The following is a 19,676-nucleotide window of genomic DNA, read 5'->3' on the forward strand; positions in this document are numbered from 1 at the left end:
CGGCAAGCATACTGCTCCTGCCCCTTTTGGCCGTATTCGGCCGGGGACCCGCAGGCAGGGAAGCGGAAAAAGCCTATTTTGCAGAAAACCTGGAACAGGAGGATACAAGGCGCTTGTGAAGATAACCTATACACAAACCGATCAAGCCGGACTTCATTTGGTAGAGCCGCTATGGGAACGGCTGAGAGATCATCATGCATCGATTTCCAATCATTTTTCAGAGCAAATCATGGCCAAAACCTTTCAAGAGCGATCCAAAGATCTTTTGGTCAAAGCGGAACAGGGACTTCTAAATATTATGCTGGCGAGCGATGAGCTTTCGGGAAGGCAGGATATTGCATAAGTTCAATAACCGGAGGAAACCGCGGAGAGCTCGATTCCATTTTTGTTCTGCAAGATTACAGAGGCTATGGTATTGGACAAGAGCTGATGACATTATCGCTTGACTGGTTGAAGACAAACAGCGCCAAGACTATTGCGATCTCAGTATTGTTCGGGAATGATGAAGCATTGCCTTTTTATGAAAAATTCGGATTCTATCCAAGAACCTATGTACTAACCAAATGATTACAAATGAAAAAGGAAGGCGGGCGCTCCAGGCTGGGGTGCTCGCTTTTTTGTCCATCGGGCTGCGTCGGGTGGCATCGGGCTGAATTCCGCCATTCCTTTGCTTCCCCGTAACCGACCGGGCCGCCGCCGCATATGTTGTAGCAGGGCGCCTAAGCAAAGGAGACATGATCATGCAGAACAAGATCACCAAAATCTTGGAGCACATGGCCCATTCGCATGAACAGATGGCTCGCATTCTTGACGCCGAGCGCCACGTGGCTGTCCGCATGGCGCAAATCGTCCATGATTTGCCGGATGCGGAGCCGGAATTCGGCGGCAGTGCGGGAGTAATTGAAAGTGCGGGCCAGGTGAACAAGAATATTATCGCCTATCTTAACGCCTTCGCCGATCTTCAGGAGGCGGTGGCCGAGCAGGTGGGCAGAGTCATCAAGGAACTGAACGGCCAGGAAGAAGAATAGCGGGAGGCGGACGATGAGCAGAGAAGAGGCTTATCTGAAAATGCTGGAATCCACCGCTACCATCCAGTGGAATATCGCGATGATCCTGGAAGCTAAAGCGGTGGAAGCGGAGAAGGTAAAGGAGTGGACGCACCATCATATTCATCCCCGTGCGTTCGATACGCACGAAGATCAGTTAAAGGAATCACTCTCCATCCATGACGCGATTGTAGAACTGGTGGAGGGATTAACCAAACTGGAGAACGGTCTGTGCAGCAATTTAAAAGCCATGCTGGACACCGGGGAAGATGAAGGCGGCGGAGGCGGCCTCGGAAGTCTGATGGAAGGCGGGCTCAGCTTCGGGGAAGACGAGAAATGAGCGGGCTGCAGCTCTCGGAACGCGCCGTCAAGCTGGAAATGATCCGCTCCATCGCCCGCAGCCAGGCCGCGCTGGCGGCTATTCTGGAAACCATAGCAGATTTGACCGGCCATTCGGAGCTTGCAGCCCGCAAGCTGTGCGACAATGTCAGGGTGCTCAGCGAATACCAGAGCGCCATGTGCCGGATGATGTCCGGCATTTCGCTGCATCAACACAAAGAAGGAATTCCCTCCGCGCCATGGCTGGCATCGTCCTGCGTTTTGGGGGATCGCGGCGCGAACGCAGTACCGAAGGAGTGACAGAGATGAAGAAAACACGACGTAAGCCGTCGCGTACGGGAACAACGGCCCGCAGACGCAAAGTGCCGCTGTCGCGGAAGATCAAGGTTCGCAAAAACCGCAAAATCCGTAAAATCCGCAAAGGAACCGTGCTTAAGGGCCGTAAAAAACGGTCAGGCCGGACTCATCGCTTGAAGCTGCGGAAAAAAGGCGTCAAGCTGCGCAGAAAGAGACGGCTCCGTCGGCCCGCTGTTCTGCCGGTTTCGGAGCCCGTGCCCGCCGCTCCTCCGGCGGAGAATGAACAGGTGGTTGTGCCGCTCCCCGCCGAACCGGGCGTTGCTCCGGAAACCCCGCCCGATGGCGCCTATGAGCAGGGCTACAATGAAGCCTACGACGTCGGTTTCGATACCGGGTTCGCCAAAGGCTTTGAGGACGGGCACAAGCTGGAGTTTAAATGAAGGATTGCGGCGGTGAAGGAGCCCCCTTTCGCCGCCGCTCCACCGTACCTTTATGCGAAAATACTTGCAAGATTTCATTTTTTTCTGTCATCTGTGGTAGACTGTCAAGTGGCTGAGTTATATAGACTCGGATACAGACAAAAGAGGCAGGTGCGCGGGAAACATGGAGCGTGACATTAGAAAAGGAAGACTAGAAGAGCTTGAGCAGATTATGGCGCTGATTGCCGAGTGCGTGCGCGTGATGCGGGAGGGCGGCAGCGACCAGTGGGACGAGACCTACCCGAATGCGGAAGTTATTAAAGGGGACCTTGAGCGTGGGACGCTGTATGTCTGCGAAGACAACGGGGCGGTTGCCGGTATTGTCGTGCTGGATGAAATTCAGTTGGAGCCGTACCGGGAAGTTGATTGGATGCTGAAAGAAGGCCCCAATTTGGTAATGCATCGTCTGGCGGTTCATCCACAGGTTCAAGGCAAGGGGATTGCGCGCAGATTGATCTCGTTTACCGAGAATTTTGCCGAGGAACAGGGTTATAAGAGCATCCGAATGGATACATACGCCAAAAATGACAGGGCGCTTGAGTTATACCGCCGTCTTGGATACGAAATAAGAGGGGAGTTCCGCTTGCCCGGCAAGACAGCCCATTTCCCGGTGCTGGAGAAGATTCTGGTTCAGCCCGATGAACCTTTTTTGGACTAGGGCACTAATTAATGTCTCTGGAAATTTCCAATGAAAGCATTTACAATGAAATTGGGCGAGAAACCCATCTATTTTTTGAAAGCAAAAGCATTTTTCGGCTAATCTCCATTTTTGCAGGAATACCAGGGAATAAGAAGCTATAATCCGCAATATCAAGTTTTAAAATTTTAGATAAGTAGTCTATAATAAAGACATCACCAGAAGAGCTGAACGAAAAAAAGAGCCGGATGGATAACGCTCTGAAGCGAATGTCTTGAAATTCAGCGGCCCACCATTTTTCTTGCAGCGGCGGAAGGTGATAATCCCAAATTCCTTATTTTATATAAGGAAGGGAGCACACTCCGATGGGCTAGGCAATCGGTGCATACCTTAATTGGTACAGCCAAGACGGGACAATGAATCGTTTGAGCGGACCGGTCGGTGAAGCGGCAACGGACAAATGAGCTATCTGAGCAGATCAATTGGTAAAGCCCAAAACGGAATCGTGAGCCGTTTAAGTGGGAGCCATTGGCATAAGCAAAGATAGACAAATGAGCCGTTTAAGCGGAAGCACTGGAGAAGCACAGATGAACATATGAACCGTTTAAGCAGACCAAAGGGGGGTATGTTATCCGAAAAATCCAGGCGAACCATGGAAGAAGGAAGAAGCTGTTTCAAAACAAGACGAAATGTCTTGTGAGAAAGGAGCGGGATTCCATTGGAAAAGGTTAGCGAAGCGTACAATATACGGTAATCGCACATAAGGAAAACGGAAGTGACAACGTTTTTCGCGAGAGTCGTGTACGCGGGAACCGAAAAACACCCATATGCAGGACATGGAGTTTCGGTGAAGTACTCCGAAATCGGAGTATGAGGATTGTAAGGCAAAATTTGAAAAACAATTCTGAAGCGATTGTCCAAAGCGGTCAAGCCGATTGGAAATCGGGTAACATGGAATCATCGATTAATGTACCATGTCAAAAGTATGGATTGTTGTAGGAGGATATGAATTAAATTGCATAGCCAAGAGGAGACTTAAGACCCCGTTACCATAAAAAAGGTATACGGGGTTTTAAGTATTTGTCTACAGTTGGCGGAGGATCAGTTCTCTCCCTGATGCTCCTTCAATTGCAGCCATACGGCGGCCATATCCAGCGCCCCCTTGCCGCTCTGGTCAGCGGCTGCGTATGTTTCCTTGGCTGCTTCAGCGAGCGGAAGCCGGATGCCATAGCTGTGCGCTTCATCCGCAACCAGCCCCAAATCCTTGGCAACAAGGCTGATCATGAAGGCGGAAGGGTACTCTTCTTTCACATACATCTCTTTCTTGCCCTCGAACAGCTTCGTGGATACGGCCGATTCGCTGATCATCCGCAGCACCAATTCACGGTCAAGTCCGGCCATTTCCGCAAACAGCAGCGTCTCGCCCACGCCTTGGGCGACCACGCCGAGCAGCAAGTTGATCGCTAGTTTGGCGGAGCTGCCCGCTCCGACATCTCCGAAATGAATAGTCGCCTTACCCAGTTTATCGAAGTAAGGCCGACAAGCTTCAACCGCCTCGCTGTCTCCGCCTGCCAGGATGACCAGCTGCGCTTGCACCGCAGGCCCAACCGAGCCGGATACGGGCGCATCTACATAAATTCCTCCGGCTTCACCGGTAATCCGGGCGAATTCCTTGGCTTCCTCCGGGCCGATCGTGCTCATATTCACGACAAGAGCCTTTGGACGGAGCTTTGCAAGAACGCCTTCTTCTCCCGACAGCACTTCCCGGACCGTTTCGCCCTTGGTCAGCATCAGAAAAATCAGATCCGCTTCGGCGGCAGCTTCCGCCGCCGTCTGGCAAATGACGGCGCCTTCCCCTCTGAGCGGCTCAGCCTTCTCCGCCGTCCGGTTATAAACATGCAGGCTGTGGCCCGCCTTCAGCAAATTGCGGGCCATGGGAAGCCCCATATGCCCCGTTCCAATCCATGCAATGTTTTTCAATTGGATTACACTCCTTTTCAAGGATATCTATGCTATTTTAAACCCAACGAGGCCGAATGAATAGCCATTTAGTCACTATGACTTTGTCGAATATGTTAGGTTTCGTCTGATTTTGCCGCAATTTGCAAGGGTGATGTCAATTTAGTTCACTCGTGTTGACAATGAAGCGCCCCTGAATTAAGATAAGGGTATTCATAAGAATTTTAAATTTTTCGTATATCCTTAATGATTGGATTAAGGGTCTCTACCGGAAACCGTAAATTTCTGGCTACGAAGATGTGCCTTGGCATGTTTTTGTAGCCTTTTTGCTTTTAATTTTAGCTATTCCAAGGGGGAAACAGTCATGAGCGGTATATTGATCAAGAACGCGGAACTCATTACGATGAATAAGCAGGAGGAAATTCTGCGCGGCAGCGATATACGAATTAAGGACGATCTAATTACGGAAATTGGCAGCGGTCTTGCGCCGCTTGCAGGAGAGACGGTGATCGACGCCACGGGGCGAAGCATAATCCCCGGCTTCGTGCAGACGCATATTCATTTATGCCAGACGCTGTTTCGCGGCAAAGCGGACGACCTGGAGCTGATGGATTGGCTGCGCAAGCGCATTTGGCCGCTCGAAGCGGCGCATGACGGGGAGTCGCTCTATTATTCCGCCATGCTCGGCATCGGGGAGCTGATCTCCAGCGGAACGACGACGATTGTTGATATGGAGACGGTGCATCACACGGATTATGCGTTCCAGGCAATTGCCAAGAGCGGCATCCGTGCCCTCTCCGGCAAGGTCATGATGGACCAGAAGGGCGGGGATGTGCCTGAAGCGCTTCAAGAGGATACGGCGGCTTCGCTTCAGGAGAGCGTGGATCTGCTGGAAAAATGGAACGGATATGACGGAGGGCGCATCCGCTACGCTTTCTCCCCAAGGTTCGTGGTTTCGTGCACCGAGCCGCTGCTGACTGAAGTCCGCGATCTGTCGGCGCGTTACGGGGTTAAAGTACATACCCATGCCTCCGAGAATCAGGGTGAGATCGAGATCGTGCAGGCCATGACCGGCATGCGCAATATCGTGTATCTGGATCATATCGGCCTTGCGAACGAGCGGCTTATTCTAGCCCACTGCATTTGGCTGGATAAGGAAGAGCGGCGTATTTTGCGGGAACGGGGCGTGCATGTCAGCCATTGTCCGGGCTCCAACCTGAAGCTGGCGTCCGGCATCGCCGACACTCCGGGGCTGATTCACGAGCATGTGTCGGTGAGCCTTGGCGCGGACGGCGCTCCCTGCAACAACAATCTTGATATGTTCAATGAAATGCGGCTGGCCGCGCTGATCCAGAAGCCGCTGCACGGACCGACGGCGATGGACGCTAAATCCGTATTCCGGATGGCGACGATCGGCGGAGCCAAGGCGGTGGGGATGGAAAATGAAATCGGCAGCATCGAAGTCGGCAAGAAGGCGGATTTGGCGATTCTGAACCTGTTCAACTTCCATACGTTCCCTTCCTTTGACGCGGACCCGATCTCCCGGATCGTATATTCCGCTACGCGTGCGGACGTGGAGAGCACGATCATAAACGGTAAAATCGTGATGGATCGCGGCATGCTGAAGACGGTCGATAAAGATACCGTGCTGCGTGAGGCGGACCGTTCCATTCAAAGGCTGCTGGCCCGCTCGCCGCTGGGATAATGGGACTATTTTTGCAAAAAGTAATTAAGAATCGGACCTCCTAAACAAACGGTGAATAGAGTCCCAATGCCGATGGGTCCTTTCAATAGGATTGCCATTGCCAAGAAAAGTTGGCGTTTAGATTGCAGCTCCCAGCCCTATGACGATTAAGCCTACCCCAAAACAAACAAGTTTACTGAACCATAGTTCCGGTGTTATCAAGCGATGCAATAAAAAAAGCCAAGTATCAATACCAAGACCAGTTATGAGGGCTGTTAGCAGACCCAATAATTCTGGTCTTTGCCTTTTTAGCCAAAAGGTGATGCTCCAAGCCCTGATTTTATAGTGAAAGAAGTCCAAGGGTTAGTGTCAAGATTCTCAATCCATAGTAAATATATTTCGTTGCACTCTCCTCTTCTTGAATTAATAGCGAAATGATAACGATTAACTATAGGGGAGATGTACCAATATGACAATCATTATGAAGAAGTGCACGATCGAAGATGTACTCATGCTTCAAGAAATAAGTTATGAAACATTTAAAGCTTCTCCATCATCTTCATCAGCTTCATCTCTGTCCCATCGGCCGCCGGAGTATAGATAATGCACCGTAAATCGGCGCTGCCGTGGACGTGCATTGAAGTGAGCTCGAACAGCATTTTGCCAGCTTTGGAATGCCGGAACTCGATCAGCACGTCGGGAGCGTTGTTCACCGTGCTGCGCTGCCAGAGACGGTCGAAGTCCGGGTAGTTTCTGTCCATATCGCGGATGAATTCGGTATACCATGCGTCATCAACGTATTGTCCGTAATAGGTTCTGAAAATGGCAAGAAAGCCTCCGACAAAATCCTCCCAGTTCACAGCAAGCCTTTGCAGCTCTTTGCGGGCAAACAGCAGCCTGATTAAATTTCGCTCAGCGACAGGAACTTGTTCGAAGTCAAGGAACACATGCCTTGCGGCTTCATTCCAGCCGACAATCTGGCACCGGCGGTCCGTTACAATCGTTGGTGAATATTTCAGCTCCCTTATAATTTTTAGCAGTGAAGGGCGAATTTCGGATTGAGTCTCGGGAGGGAACTCAGGTCCGGTATGTGTGTCCAGTGCGAGCGAATACAAATATTTGCGTTCGTCGGGGGTAAGCCGGAGGGCCTTGGAGATATTGTCGAGAACGGAGACAGACACTTTGATGTCGCGGCCCTGCTCCAGCCAGGTGTACCAGGTTGTGCTTACGCCAGCAAGCTGAGCCACTTCTTCCCGTCTAAGCCCCGGCGTTCTTCTGCGGGTGCCTCCAGGCAGTCCTGCCGATAGGGGAGAAATTTTGGCGCGCTGCGATTTCAGAAAGGCGGATAGCGCTTCCAGCCTAGCCTCGGCATTCATGAATCATCCCTCCATTACTAGTTATCATAGCACCTATTATACTAGTTTAAACAACAACTTGTAATAGGATAATTTCCATGACATGATAACGGGGGATGTGAAATGAAGGAGGATTCATAATGGAAAGAGTTGTTATAAGCGGCATGGGTATTATTTCTCCCCTTGGCAACGATGTGGACCAATTTTGGAATAAATTGCGAAATGGGCAATCGGGCATAACTGCAATTGATGCATTTGACACCTCCGCTTACAAGACACGGTTTGGGGGCGTTGTCCGGGATTTTGACGCTGACGCTTTGTTTGGCCGCAAGGAGGCGCGGCGAATGGACCGCTTCACTCAATTTGCGGTTGCAGCCGCCGATCAAGCCGTGGCTGATTCGGAACTGAAGCTGGAAGATCTGGACAGGGAACGGATCGGGGTATATGTAGGCTCGGGAATCGGCGGCATGGGGTTATTGCTTGAGCAGCACCGAGTGCTGCTCGAACGGGGAGCGGACCGGGTGAGCCCGACCTTGGTGCCGATGATGATTTCCAATATGGCCGCAGCTGTGATCAGTATCCGATATGGCGTGATGGGTCCGTCATTTTCTCCGGTTTCGGCTTGCGCCACTGGCAATACAGCAATCGGTGAAGCCTGTCGGGCCATCCGGTCCGGTGAGGCGGACGTAATCTTGGCCGGGGGAACCGAAGCGGCGATTAATGAAATTTCGCTTGCCAGCTTTGGCAATGCGCATACTTTATCGGTCCGAAACGAAGACATCACACGGGCCAGCCGTCCATTTGACGCGGATAGGGATGGATTCGTGATCGGCGAAGGGGCGGGCATCCTCGTTCTGGAGTCGCTCACCCACGCGCAGCGGCGGAATGCGCAAATCTACGCGGAGGTTATCGGTTACGGAAACAGCTCAGACGCCTATCATATAGTGGCGACCCATCCGGAAGGAAGAGGAGCTTATCAGGCGATGAAGCTGGCCCTGCAGTCCGCCAAGCTATCACCTGCGGACATTGATGTCATCAGCGCGCATGCGACCAGCACAGGAGTGGGGGACCTCTCCGAAACGAACGCGATTAAAGCCCTGTTCGGAGAAGCGGCTTATCGCATTCCGGTTTCGGCCAACAAATCAATGACGGGACATATGCTCGGTGCTGCCGGAGGAGCCGAAGCCATCGCTCTTATCAAAAGTCTAAATGAAAACGTAATCCCGCCTACCATAAATCTGGAGCAGCCCGATCCGGCCTGTGATTTGGATTACGTCCCCAACACGGCCCGAAGCCAGGAGCTTAACATCGGAATGAGCAATTCATTCGGCTTTGGCGGGCATAATGCCGTGCTGATTATTCGGAAGTATCCGGAATGAGGGCTGTGGCCCCCATAGTACAATGAATGAAGCCATTTGCTTATTCGGACTTTTTACTATTCGCCTGGGTCATGAGCAGGGTCTTCAGTTCCTGAAGCTCCGTTTCAATCCGGTGCAGATGGCTCTGCATATCATCGATCTCCTGCTCCGCTTTGTAGTTGATCGCAAAGTCAATGATGGCCTCATGTTTGTCCCGCGCAGCCTGCCGGTTCTGGCTCATCATGATGACCGGGGCCTGGAACGCGGACAGAAAAGACAGGCATAGATTCAGCAGAATAAACGGCGGCGAATCAAAATGCCGGGTGAAGCTAAGCACGTTCCAAATGATCCACAGCGCCAAGAAGCAGGTGAAATAGGTGATGAACTTCCAGCTTCCGCCGAAGGCGGCGATGCGGTCGGCCAATTTTCCGCCGCGACTCGTCTGCTTGCTGTATTCCTCTTCCAGATGAGCGACGATGCGTTTTTCATAAAGCTCCACATATTTGTCAATGCGCCCTTTATGCTTGTCGTTCAGTTCAATACCGAAACCATTAATGGTCACGTCCTCGGGCGGGACCGTTTTTGCGTTCTCTTGCGCCATTGATTGTCCTCCTTGGGTGAAAAAAAGAATGCCATCATCTTACCCCATCCTTTTCCAGTTGTATAGGGTATGAATAGGGCTGGTTCTGTTATTCACTTAATCTAAGTACCCTGGCGATATTTTCGCAGGTTCGTTCCACATTGCGCGGCCCTTCCGCCAGCAGCTTCTCAAGGCCCGATGCGCCCGGAACAATGCCGAATACCGCATCAATGCCTTCCGCATACAGCGTATCGATTCCCTCACCGATATACCCGGCGATGGCAATCACTTTTTTGCCGCTTTCTTTGGCGGTCCGGGCTACTCCAACAGGTGTCTTGCCGAACTTGGTCTGAAAATCAATGCCGCCTTCCCCGGTAAACACCCAATCCGCATCGGCCAGCTTCTCCTTTAAGCCGGTATATTCCACGATAATCTCGATGCCCCTCCGGAGCTCCGCCCGCGTAAAAATCAGCAGACCCGCGCCCAAACCGCCAGCCGCTCCGGCTCCCGAAAGATCCCGCACATCTTTCTGAAGCTGCTGTTTCACAACCTCCGCATAGTGGGCGAGGTTGGTATCCAGCCTGCGCACCATCTCGGGCGTGGCTCCTTTTTGCGGACCGAACACATGGGAGGCGCCATGTTCCCCGCACAGCGGATTCGTAACATCACAGGCCACAATAAGCTCTACATCACGAAGCCGTTCATCCAGCGAGGAAATATCAATACGGGCCAGCCTGTCCAGACCGCCTCCCCCTCGGGGGAGATCATTCCCTTCCTCATCCAGAAATTTCGCTCCGAGCGCTTCAGCCATGCCTGTCCCGCCGTCATTCGTCGCGCTTCCCCCGATGCCGATGATCATTTTCCGGATTCCTAGATCCAGACATTCGCGAATCAGCTCACCCGTTCCATAGGTTGTCGTAATCAAAGGGTTTTTCGTTTCCGGGGCCACCAGATGAATTCCGCTTGCGGATGCCATCTCGATGGCCGCAGTCGTTCCGTCGCCCAGAATGCCGTACTTGGCTGTCACCGGCTGCCCGAGCGGTCCCGTTACTTCCTTGTAACGGATTTGTCCGTCTGAGGCGTCGACAAGCGATTGCACCGTTCCTTCACCGCCATCCGCCATCGGAACATGAATATAATTAGCCGCCGGGTAGACCTTTCGCAGCCCTTTTTCCATCGCGATACAGACTTCTTTTGCCGTCATGCTCTCTTTAAAGGAATCCGGCGCCAGCACAAATGTCTTCTCTCTCATCTTCTCACCCCATGGTTTATGGTTAAAGCGGAAATCCGCAAATATATAAGCATTGCACGATTGCCTTTGAGGTTCGCTCTATTTTGACTATAATGGGTATTACATGAATTTTACAAATAAGAGGGGTAAGCATGAACGTAAAAAATAAAGGGGCCGCCGGCGGGTTCTATACCGTGTCCGTGCTGCTGGTGCTGAAGCTGCTGGTGCTGCGGATGCTGTTCTATGGCCGGATCGCCTGGGAATGGGTACTCGCCGATGCCGCGCCGGTACTGCTGCTGATGGGAATCCTGGCTGCTGCGGTGCCAAAGAGGGCCAAGACCGCCGTATTCTGGATTTTCAATGGCATACTGTCGCTGCTGCTGTTCGCATCAAGCGTATATTTCAAACATTTCGGCTCGGTGCCGACTTACCTGGCTCTCTATGAGCTGAACCAGGTGTTCCAGATCAGGGACAGCGTGGAGTCGACGATTCAGCTAGTCGATTATTTGTTCATTGCGGACTTTGCCGTCTATGCCATTTACCGCTTGTTCCGCAGAAGGGAGAGAGGCGCAAGGGATACATGTTCGTCTGATGCCCAGCCAAGGCTCCGGGGCGTATATCCGGCCGTTATTCTGGTCTCCATTGTCGGAGGCGGGTCGTTGTCCGCCTATTCGATTCATGCCACGTCAGGAATCACGAATGAGCTGGTGCAGGCGGAAAGTGCAGGCTTCCTGAACTACGAGGTCGTCGCCGCGATTCGGGAGCGCCGGAATAACGACCTGGTCGGCAGCGGCGACATCAAGGATACGATCGCCAAGGTTGAAGCGCAGGAGTCCACTTATAACTATGGGGGAGCGCCTTCCGGTACGCCGTCCGCGAATTTTTTCGGTTCCATGCAAGGCAAGAACGTCATTGTCGTGCAGATGGAGGCGTTCCAGAACTTCCCCCTGCATCAGTCGCTGAACGGGCAGGAGCTTACGCCGAACTTGAACAAGCTGGCTGACGAGGGCTTCTATTTTCCCCATGTCTTCCAGCAGATTGGTCCGGGCAACACCTCGGATGCGGAATTTATGAGCAATACGTCCATTTATCCTATCGGCTCGGTGGCGATGTCCACGGGGTTCGGTGACCGGACGCTGCCGAGCCTGCCGCGCGTGCTGGAGAAGAAGGGCTACGAAGCCTATACGTTCCATGTCAACAAAGTGGGCTTCTGGAACCGGAAGGAGCTGTATTCGGCCATTGGCTTTAACGGCTATTACGATAAGCCGTATTATAAGAACGATCATTTCAACGCTTTCGGCGCTTCGGATAAGCAGCTGTACCTTACGGGAGTGCAGAAGCTGGCCGAGCTGAAGAGGAAAGGGACGCCTTTTTACGCCCAGTTCGTGACGGCCTCCAGCCACCACCCTTTTCAAATTCCGGATTCGTTCAAAAAAATTAGCGTACCGGATCATCTCGGGGGCACCATGCTCAGCGATTATCTGACCGCGATTAACTATACCGATTATGCCATCGGCACGCTGATTGACGGATTGAAGCAGAATGGACTGTGGGACAGCACAATGCTGGTCTTTTACGGCGACCATTTCGGCCTTCAGCCGCAGGAGGTTCCGCCGGAGCAGGTGGAAGGCGCGCTTGGGATCAAATACGATTCCCGGGTCAGCCGGTTCAATATTCCGCTTATCATTCACATGCCCCGCTCGGAGCAGGGGAAAAGGATCGAACGGACGGGGGGACAGCTGGATATCATGCCTACCCTGGCCAATCTGCTGGGGATCTCGCTGAAAAATGAAGGGGTTACGCCGTTCGGCCATGACCTGCTGAATATACAGCATAATGTGCTGGGCATGAGATACTATCTGCCCTCGGGCTCTTTTTTCAATGACGACATTCTGTTCGTTCCCGGAAAAAGCTTTCAGGATGGCGAGGCCGTCTCGCTGAAGACGCTGCAGAAGGTCGCCGATTTTGCCAAATATGAACCGGACTACAAGTATATTTTACAATGGATGAGCCTATCCGACGAATATGTGAAGCTGCTGCCGAGACGTTAACAGTCCGCACAGCGGACGAACGATGAAGATTAAGCTGGGAGAGAAAAAGACAATGAAAAGATGGTTTAAACCGCATGTTCTGGGGGCGGCAGCGGGCTTCGGCCTGCTGCTCGGTCTGCTGTTCCTTGGGCCATTCATTGGGGTGGCCGACAATGGCGACTTTCTGCGAATGATGAATACGATCGGCCTGAATTATTACAATGCTTCCGAGACGTATGCAGACCGCTTTTTCAGCTACAGCCATTCCCGGTTCGCGTATGAGAATCTGTTCCGGGGGTTCTATCCCTCGTCGCAGATTTTTATTGTGCTGGTGCCAAGGCTGCTAGGCGGTCTGTTTCACGGAAGCTGGTTTGACATCCGGCTGCTGGCTGCGGTGTACGGGTTATTACTGCTGGCGGCTACCTGGCTGCTGGTCAAGCATAACGCCCGCGGCTCTTATATTACGGGACTGCTGCTGGCGGGAGCGCTGCTGTTCGTCTTTTACGATATCGGCTATCTCGCGTATTTCAATTCGCTGTTCGGCGAGCCGGTCTCACTCGTATTTATGCTGCTGACCTTCGCGCTGGGGCTCAGGCTTGCTTTCAAGGAGAAGCCGGCGGTCAAGGACCTGTGGCTCTTCTTTATTGCCGTCTTCTTCCTGACCTGCTCCAAAATCCAGAACGCGCCGATTGGCGTCGCCTTCGCCTTGATCTTTCTGCGGCTGGCGTCGCTTCAAGGGACTGCGGGCTTCCGCAAAGCGGCAATCCGTTTCTCGCTTGCCATCTTTCTGATTTCCGTCATTATGTACGCCGCTGCGCCCAAGGATTTGAAGCAGATCAATCTGTACCAGACGGTATTTTACGGTATTCTGAACGGTTCGCCGGACGTGAAAGGGAACCTCAAGGAGCTTGGGCTGCCTGAGCGGCTGGAGGTGCTGGCGGGTACAAATTATTTCGAGAGCGGGACGGCGATCAAGCAGGATGATCCGTCGCTCGTTCCCGATTTCTACAGCCGGATCTCCCACAAGGATGTGCTGCTGTTCTATCTGAAGCATCCCGGCCGTCTGCTGGATAACATGCGTTACGCCGCAGCGAACAGCATGGCGATTCGCCCCTCTTACCTCGGAAATTACGAGAAGGGAGAGAATAAGCCGCCGGGTGCCCTTGCCTATACATACAGCGGATGGAGCCAGTTTAAAAATAACGTTCTGCCTCACAATCTCGCATTTCTAGCCATATTCTACGCTGTTTACTATGCCGGGGCGCTGTATGAATACCTGCGCAGCGCGGACCGGCGGCACCGCGTGGCTTGCGAGCTGATGATGCTGCTCGGACTCATCGGTATATTCGCCTTTCTGGTGCCGATCCTCGGCGACGGGCGCGCGGATATTAGCAAGCATCTGTTTCTGTTCAATGTCTGCTTCGATATGATGGCCGTAACGATGTTCATCTGGGTCATTTACAAATTGACAGGAAGGGTTTTGGGGCGCGGCAGTTCTTACTGACGCTGTGTTAACTTATAAGCCGTGACGCATAAGAACGTCACGGCTTTATTGCGGCATTATTTCAATAATAGTATTTGGAGACTCGCTCGAACATATCCAGCAGCTTAGGAAATGCGCCAATCTCTTTGACCGAGGCGACATCTTCATGGGCCGCCGCCTCTTCTTCCTGCCAGGTAATCGAACGGGGAAGGGGCAGCGTGACTGCATCATTATACCGTAAAGTGTCGACCAGCAGATCCAAGGTCCGGTGCAAATATTGACGCAAGGACCCGTAGCGGTTCTTGTATATCGACTGGAGGTTGTTATAATCCGTTAAATAATCGTTAAGGACGGGCAGAGTCACAGGGTCAGGCACCATGGTAAGAACGAATAATTTGATTTCCATCGCTTGAGGGTTCTTTTCATAAAATCTTAAATAGTTGAAACGGGAATGCAGAGCATTGCTCTGGGAAATCGGATGCTCCTGGTGGTAATTAATCACCGCGTCATCATGGATGAATATTGCGCCTTGCCGGGCAGCGCGGTATCCGAGCTCCCAGTCCTCCCAGCCGAATCCATCAAAATGCTCCTCAAAGCCGCCGAGTTCATCAAAAAAACGCTTGGTCATCGAGGCGTTATTCGTAATCAGATTCAGCCAAGCGTAGTGAAACAGTTTAAATCTGCTGCCATAGGTCTGCAGTACGATCTCGAAGAAATCGTTCTTGCTGCTCCACCGGTTAAGGTGACCAGGATCGAACATCAATTCTAAGGGGAGCAGCTGCACCGGGGTCTGATCCCCCTGTATAAATCGCTCAATGATAGGCGCGGCGATCGGATGGCCGGCATATAATGCGTTCAGAGCAGTCTTTTGCCCAGGAGAATAGCCGGGGTCGGTCATTGTATATATGTGTCTCCATCGCATGGCCCCGGATACAACCTTTCGTTCACCGCTTTGATGGTGGCCTACATGGGTCATGACATAATCCGGCCCGCATATCATCTCGGCATCCACGAACAGCAGGGCATGCCCTACGGCAATGCTTGCGCCGATGTTCCGGATCTTGGATCTTCCTCTGCTCTTAAGCTGCTGCACATAAATAAATGTATATTCCGGATATATCGAGTAGTAGACGACAGGCGTATGATCCGTGGAGCCGTCATCCAGAAAAATAACCTCCATCTGCTGAAGTGGAAACTGCTGCCGCTCCAAGCTCAGCAGAGAGAAATAGTTCGAAGGGCAGCGGTTATGGGAAGGCATTATCACGCTCGCCGCAAAGCTTCTTTTGATCCCCCTGATTACGGCAAGGCTTCTGCTTGGATCGCGGTAAAAATAAAGATCGGCCTCATCGCCATCCAGACTTGAAAACATGTGATCTTGGATCTCTTCCTCGCTCCGGGCCGAGGACCATAAGCGAAATTCCCGGACTTGGCCCTTAAAAGTGCCATACATATGTCCTCCAAGGCAGAGAGAGGGGATGACCCGTTCGGCATTGCTGGCCATGCTCTCTCCCTTTATCCAGGCTCCGTTAATATACAGCCGCAGCTTCTTGTCGTCGGAGACAACGGCCACATGCTGCCAATCCGAGAAATCATGCGCGAAGACGAGCCTGGCGGGAAGATGGTTTACTGAATGTTCAAACACCGAGATGCCGTTCGTGCCCACGGAGATTCCGCAGCCTGCGGCTCCTGCCGGGTAGAAATCCGGCCCTACTAAATATTTTCTTCCGTTTATGCCGTCCGCCCCTGTATTCCGTTCTTCGTCCAGAATCTGTTCCTCTTCCGCTTTTACCCAAAATTCATAAGTAAAGGTATTGCTGATTTCACAGGTCCTCTGAAACTTAATCCATTCGTTGCCATCAAAATGTAATGTACTTCCCTCATACATGGACAGTCCCTCCTATTTTCCCCAATACTCTGAGATGGCCAGTTGATACAGAGAGAGATAGCCGTCGACCATTTTGGATACCGAGAACCGTTCTGCGACATAGTGTCTTAATTGATCAGCGGAGTAGGGGGCTTCATAATCGAAAAGCTTTCCTGCCATCTGTTCGAATGACTCGCACATCATCTCGGGGAGGGACTCCAGTATTTCCGGAATGGCACCCTTCGAGAGAGCAAGTACAGGGGTCCCGCAGGCCATCGCCTCAATCAGCACAAGCCCGAACGGTTCCGCCCACTGGATCGGAAACAGCAAGCATTTGGCATGCTTTAACAAATCCTGGCGGACTCTTCCGCCGACCGGGCCGACAAATTGGAGCAGGGGATTGCGGTTCAACCGGGGAGAAATCTCCTGATAAAACAGTTCTTCATCATGAAGCGGTCCGGCTATAACGAGCCGCTGTCCGGTCATTTCCGCAAGTTCCATCGCTTCGAGAATCCCTTTTTCCCGGACCACTCTGCCCATAAAGAGCAGATAATCTTCCTTTTCATAGCTGAACTCATATTCTTCAGGAACAATACCGTTGTGCACATCAAATCCATACCCGCCGCCTATCGTTTCCCTCGCGCTCCGACTTACATAAATTGGGAAGTGGACAGGGTTGTAGACAGGAAGATGAATGGTATGCACCAAAGGGACATTTACGCTAATACGGCTGATTGCAGAATCAAAGGTATGATCATGAATAATGTCGATGCCTTGCGGAAGATTTTCCATGACATAAGGTCCGATGGCATGATCTCCGTAAAACGGATAGTTCACTACGGTTCCCGAAATATGGCTTCCGGATGGAGCAAAGAGAATAACTTCATGCCCTCTCTGGGCTAACCCTTGGGAAAGCTCATAGATTATTCGTTCCGTTCCTCCGTCCCTGAAGGGAGGGACTGTTTCATGATTTGGCGCGACTTGCAGAATTCTCATGGAGAACCCTCCTGTACTTAAGCATTTGTGTATGGACTAAGACATCATATGATTTCCGTTTCGCTGCTGCATACGGAGTCCGCCTATAACGTGAATAATCCTTTTTGCTAAAGGCCCGGTCAAAATATGCGGATTTCCCGGTGTAATTGTCCATATCTATCGTCCTTCCGCAGGAATCTATTGTAAGAGGAGGGGATATGAATGGCGAACCTTTCTGTCCTGATGCCGGTCTATAACGCATCCCGCTTTCTGGAGCACGCGGTGGAGAGTATTCTGCAGCAGAGTTATACCGATTTTGAGCTGATCGTTATCAATGACGGATCAACCGACAACAGCTTGGAGATTCTTGAGCGATATTCCGATCCCCGTATCAAACTGATTCATAACGGGACGAACTGCGGAATTGTGTCCAGCCTTAATTGCGGCTTGAATGCTGCCTCAGGAGCATACATTGCCAGAATGGACGCGGACGATTACAGTCTGCCGGATCGCTTCAAGGCACAGATTCAGTTTATGGATCTGCACCCGGATATCGGGGTCTGCGGTACGCAGTACCGGATCATGGACTCTCATAAGTTCGGAGGTTTCAATACCGCGCTTCCGTGCGATCCGGATATTATTGCTTGTTCGCTGCTGATTAATTGCTGTCTCGCACACCCTACCGTAGTGATGAGAAGGCGGGTTCTGGACCAGCTTCACAGTTCGCCTTATGACTCCAATTATCAGTATGCGGAAGACTATCACCTCTGGGCCAGGCTTTCAGCAATCACTCGTATAGCCAATCTGAACCAATGTTATTTGCATTACCGCTATCATGATCAGCAGATCAGCAGAACCAAAAGCCTGGAGCAGATCTGGCAAGCGGATCGGATTCGTCTGGATTTATTACAGGGGATGGGACTTGATCCCACAGCCGAAGAATGGGCGCTTCATCTGAATTTATGCCATATGAGGAGCCGCGGCCCGTCCGAAAGGGAATGGACCCGAAAAATATTTTTCCAGAATTTGCTTGTCCGAAGATTTGATCAGGTCGCGCTGATGGATGTGCTGAACAGTGTCTTGAGAGGATAATTTTCACGTAAATCCTGAAAGGGGATGTCCGGAATGAAAGCAGTAATTCTGGCAGGCGGCTACGGCACGCGTATCAGTGAAGAATCACATCTTCGGCCGAAGCCGATGATCGAGATCGGTGAAAAGCCTATTTTATGGCATATCATGAAACTGTATTCCCATTATGGATTTAACGACTTTGTGATCTGTCTTGGCTACAAAGGGAATGTGATCAAAGAGTATTTCTCCAACTATTATCTCTACAATTCCGATGTCACTTTCGATTATGCCAATCATAACGAAGTCTTGATTCATCAACGCAAGGCGGAGCCGTGGAAGGTCACTCTGGTGGATACGGGGCTGGAGACGCTAACCGGCGGGAGATTAAAAAGGATTGCCGAGTTCGTTGGCGACGAGACGTTTATGATGACTTACGGCGACGGACTCTCTTCGATAGATCTTAGCGCCCTGCTCAAATTCCACCGCAGCCACGGCAAACTCGCAACGGTAACCGTAACCCAGCCACCAGGGAGATTCGGAGCGATGCAGCTTAATGACCAGCAGCGGGTTGAAGCTTTCCGGGAGAAGCCCAAAGGCGACAATTCTTGGATTAATGCAGGTTTTTTTGTACTTGAGCCGCAAGTATTTCAATTTATCGAGGGAGACCGAACGGTATTTGAGCAGGAGCCGCTGGAGCGTCTTGCCAGTGAGGGCCACTTAATGGGCTATCCATTCGAAGGCTTTTGGCATCCGATGGATACGCTGCGAGATAAGAATTATTTGGACCAATTATGGAAGTCGGGGAATGCTCCGTGGAAAAAATAAACTTTTGGCAGGGTAAAAAGGTGTTTCTTACCGGCCATACGGGCTTTAAAGGCTCATGGCTGTCCATTTGGCTGCATCAGCTCGGAGCGGAAATCACCGGCTACTCCGATGCGCCTCCGACTGAACCCAGCCTGTATGAATGCAGTAAGGCCGGTCAGCTTCTGACTTCAATTACGGGAGATGTCCGGGATGCCGTCAGCCTGCAGAAGGCAATGCAGGATGCCGATCCGGATATCGTGCTTCACCTTGCCGCACAGCCGCTCGTCAGGGAATCGTATCAGCGGCCGGTGGATACGTACGCGGTTAATGTGCTGGGAACCGTGCATGTGCTCGAAGCGGTGCGCCAGAACAATTCCAAAGGAGGCAGGATTAAGGCGGTCGTTAACGTTACGACGGACAAATGCTACAGCAACAAGGAATGGTTCTGGGGGTACAGGGAAAATGACAGGCTTGGCGGCTTTGA

At 51.8% G+C, this 19,676-nt stretch carries 20 protein-coding genes, 1 pseudogene and 1 riboswitch; of the genes and pseudogenes, 14 read left to right on the forward strand and 7 right to left on the reverse strand.

Annotation, left to right across the window (positions count from 1 at the left end; translation table 11 throughout):
• Positions 1-115: 115 nt before the first annotated feature.
• From L691_RS0120730 to L691_RS0120755, 7 genes are all read left to right on the forward strand, one after another.
• On the forward strand, positions 116-343 hold the full coding sequence (locus L691_RS0120730; protein WP_025692258.1) for a hypothetical protein: 228 nt from the start codon (positions 116-118) through the stop codon (positions 341-343).
• Between the two features lie 5 nt (positions 344-348).
• The gene (locus L691_RS34360; protein WP_408634775.1) at positions 349-567 is read left to right on the forward strand and encodes a GNAT family N-acetyltransferase; all 219 of its coding nucleotides are present in this window, start codon (positions 349-351) and stop codon (positions 565-567) included.
• 173 nt (positions 568-740) lie between these two features.
• Positions 741-1,028 carry a hypothetical protein gene (locus L691_RS0120735; protein ID WP_025692259.1) on the forward strand — a complete coding sequence of 96 codons (288 nt, stop codon included), beginning with the start codon at positions 741-743 and terminating at the stop codon, positions 1,026-1,028.
• Positions 1,029-1,041: 13 nt separating this feature from the next.
• Complete coding sequence (locus L691_RS0120740) at positions 1,042-1,386, forward strand: hypothetical protein (protein ID WP_025692260.1); 345 nt, start codon at positions 1,042-1,044, stop codon at positions 1,384-1,386.
• Positions 1,383-1,685 (forward strand): hypothetical protein, encoded by a 303-nt coding sequence (locus L691_RS0120745; RefSeq protein WP_025692261.1) that lies wholly within the window; start codon positions 1,383-1,385, stop codon positions 1,683-1,685. The genes L691_RS0120740 and L691_RS0120745 overlap by 4 nt, the downstream gene beginning before the upstream one ends.
• A 5-nt stretch (positions 1,686-1,690) precedes the next feature.
• Positions 1,691-2,122, forward strand: a complete 432-nt coding sequence (locus tag L691_RS33735) for a FliH/SctL family protein (RefSeq protein ID WP_025692262.1) — start codon at positions 1,691-1,693, stop codon at positions 2,120-2,122.
• Between the two features lie 163 nt (positions 2,123-2,285).
• Positions 2,286-2,819, forward strand: a complete 534-nt coding sequence (locus L691_RS0120755) for a GNAT family N-acetyltransferase (protein WP_025692263.1) — start codon at positions 2,286-2,288, stop codon at positions 2,817-2,819.
• 1,080 nt (positions 2,820-3,899) lie between these two features.
• On the opposite strand, the gene L691_RS0120760 is transcribed toward L691_RS0120755, so the two are convergent.
• Entirely contained in the window at positions 3,900-4,778 is an 879-nt protein-coding gene (locus tag L691_RS0120760) for an NAD(P)-dependent oxidoreductase (RefSeq protein ID WP_025692264.1), read from the reverse strand.
• Between the two features lie 192 nt (positions 4,779-4,970).
• Positions 4,971-5,069, forward strand: a riboswitch (purine riboswitch).
• Positions 5,070-5,121: 52 nt separating this feature from the next.
• On the opposite strand from L691_RS0120760, the gene L691_RS0120765 reads away from it, so the two are divergent.
• Positions 5,122-6,462 (forward strand): 5'-deoxyadenosine deaminase, encoded by a 1,341-nt coding sequence (locus L691_RS0120765; RefSeq protein ID WP_025692265.1) that lies wholly within the window; start codon positions 5,122-5,124, stop codon positions 6,460-6,462.
• A 5-nt stretch (positions 6,463-6,467) separates the two neighbouring features.
• On the opposite strand, the pseudogene L691_RS33740 reads toward L691_RS0120765, so the two are convergent.
• Both L691_RS33740 and L691_RS0120770 read right to left on the reverse strand, forming a co-directional pair.
• Positions 6,468-6,865 (reverse strand): annotated as a pseudogene (locus L691_RS33740) (hypothetical protein).
• 115 nt (positions 6,866-6,980) lie between these two features.
• Positions 6,981-7,817 carry a helix-turn-helix transcriptional regulator gene (locus L691_RS0120770; protein ID WP_025692266.1) on the reverse strand — a complete coding sequence of 279 codons (837 nt, stop codon included), beginning with the start codon at positions 7,815-7,817 and terminating at the stop codon, positions 6,981-6,983.
• 119 nt (positions 7,818-7,936) lie between these two features.
• Here L691_RS0120770 and fabF point away from each other — a divergent pair, with 119 nt between their 5' ends.
• Entirely contained in the window at positions 7,937-9,175 is a 1,239-nt protein-coding gene (fabF, locus tag L691_RS0120775; RefSeq protein WP_025692267.1) for a beta-ketoacyl-ACP synthase II, read from the forward strand.
• Between the two features lie 40 nt (positions 9,176-9,215).
• Here fabF and L691_RS0120780 read toward each other — a convergent pair whose 3' ends face one another.
• Positions 9,216-9,755, reverse strand: a complete 540-nt coding sequence (locus L691_RS0120780; RefSeq protein ID WP_025692268.1) for a DUF1003 domain-containing protein — start codon at positions 9,753-9,755, stop codon at positions 9,216-9,218.
• An 88-nt stretch (positions 9,756-9,843) separates the two neighbouring features.
• The gene (locus L691_RS0120785; RefSeq protein ID WP_025692269.1) at positions 9,844-10,986 is read right to left on the reverse strand and encodes a glycerate kinase family protein; all 1,143 of its coding nucleotides are present in this window, start codon (positions 10,984-10,986) and stop codon (positions 9,844-9,846) included.
• Between the two features lie 131 nt (positions 10,987-11,117).
• On the opposite strand from L691_RS0120785, the gene L691_RS0120790 reads away from it, so the two are divergent.
• Together L691_RS0120790 and wsfD are read left to right on the forward strand one after the other, a co-directional pair.
• Positions 11,118-13,016, forward strand: a complete 1,899-nt coding sequence (locus L691_RS0120790; protein WP_025692270.1) for an LTA synthase family protein — start codon at positions 11,118-11,120, stop codon at positions 13,014-13,016.
• A 52-nt stretch (positions 13,017-13,068) separates the two neighbouring features.
• A complete protein-coding gene (gene wsfD / locus L691_RS0120795) occupies positions 13,069-14,499 on the forward strand; it encodes a glycan biosynthesis hexose transferase WsfD (RefSeq protein ID WP_025692271.1) in 1,431 nt (476 codons plus the stop codon).
• 61 nt (positions 14,500-14,560) lie between these two features.
• On the opposite strand, the gene L691_RS0120800 is transcribed toward wsfD, so the two are convergent.
• Entirely contained in the window at positions 14,561-16,363 is a 1,803-nt protein-coding gene (locus tag L691_RS0120800; protein WP_025692272.1) for a glycosyltransferase, read from the reverse strand.
• A 12-nt stretch (positions 16,364-16,375) separates the two neighbouring features.
• Positions 16,376-17,338 (reverse strand): glycosyltransferase, encoded by a 963-nt coding sequence (locus L691_RS29630; protein ID WP_051459418.1) that lies wholly within the window; start codon positions 17,336-17,338, stop codon positions 16,376-16,378.
• A gap of 201 nt (positions 17,339-17,539) precedes the next feature.
• Between L691_RS29630 and L691_RS0120810 the strand changes: the two genes are divergently transcribed.
• From L691_RS0120810 to L691_RS0120820, 3 genes are all read left to right on the forward strand, one after another.
• Positions 17,540-18,409: a glycosyltransferase family 2 protein gene (locus L691_RS0120810; protein WP_025692273.1), complete on the forward strand. Its 870-nt coding sequence runs from the start codon at positions 17,540-17,542 to the stop codon at positions 18,407-18,409.
• Between the two features lie 33 nt (positions 18,410-18,442).
• Entirely contained in the window at positions 18,443-19,213 is a 771-nt protein-coding gene (rfbF, locus tag L691_RS0120815; RefSeq protein WP_025692274.1) for a glucose-1-phosphate cytidylyltransferase, read from the forward strand.
• On the forward strand, positions 19,201-19,676 hold a 476-nt coding region (locus tag L691_RS0120820; protein ID WP_025692275.1), incomplete at its 3' end, for a GDP-mannose 4,6-dehydratase. The genes rfbF and L691_RS0120820, both read left to right, overlap by 13 nt.

The sequence above is a fragment of the Paenibacillus zanthoxyli JH29 genome (genome assembly GCF_000520715.1).
Lineage (GTDB): Bacteria > Bacillota > Bacilli > Paenibacillales > Paenibacillaceae > Paenibacillus_AQ > Paenibacillus_AQ zanthoxyli.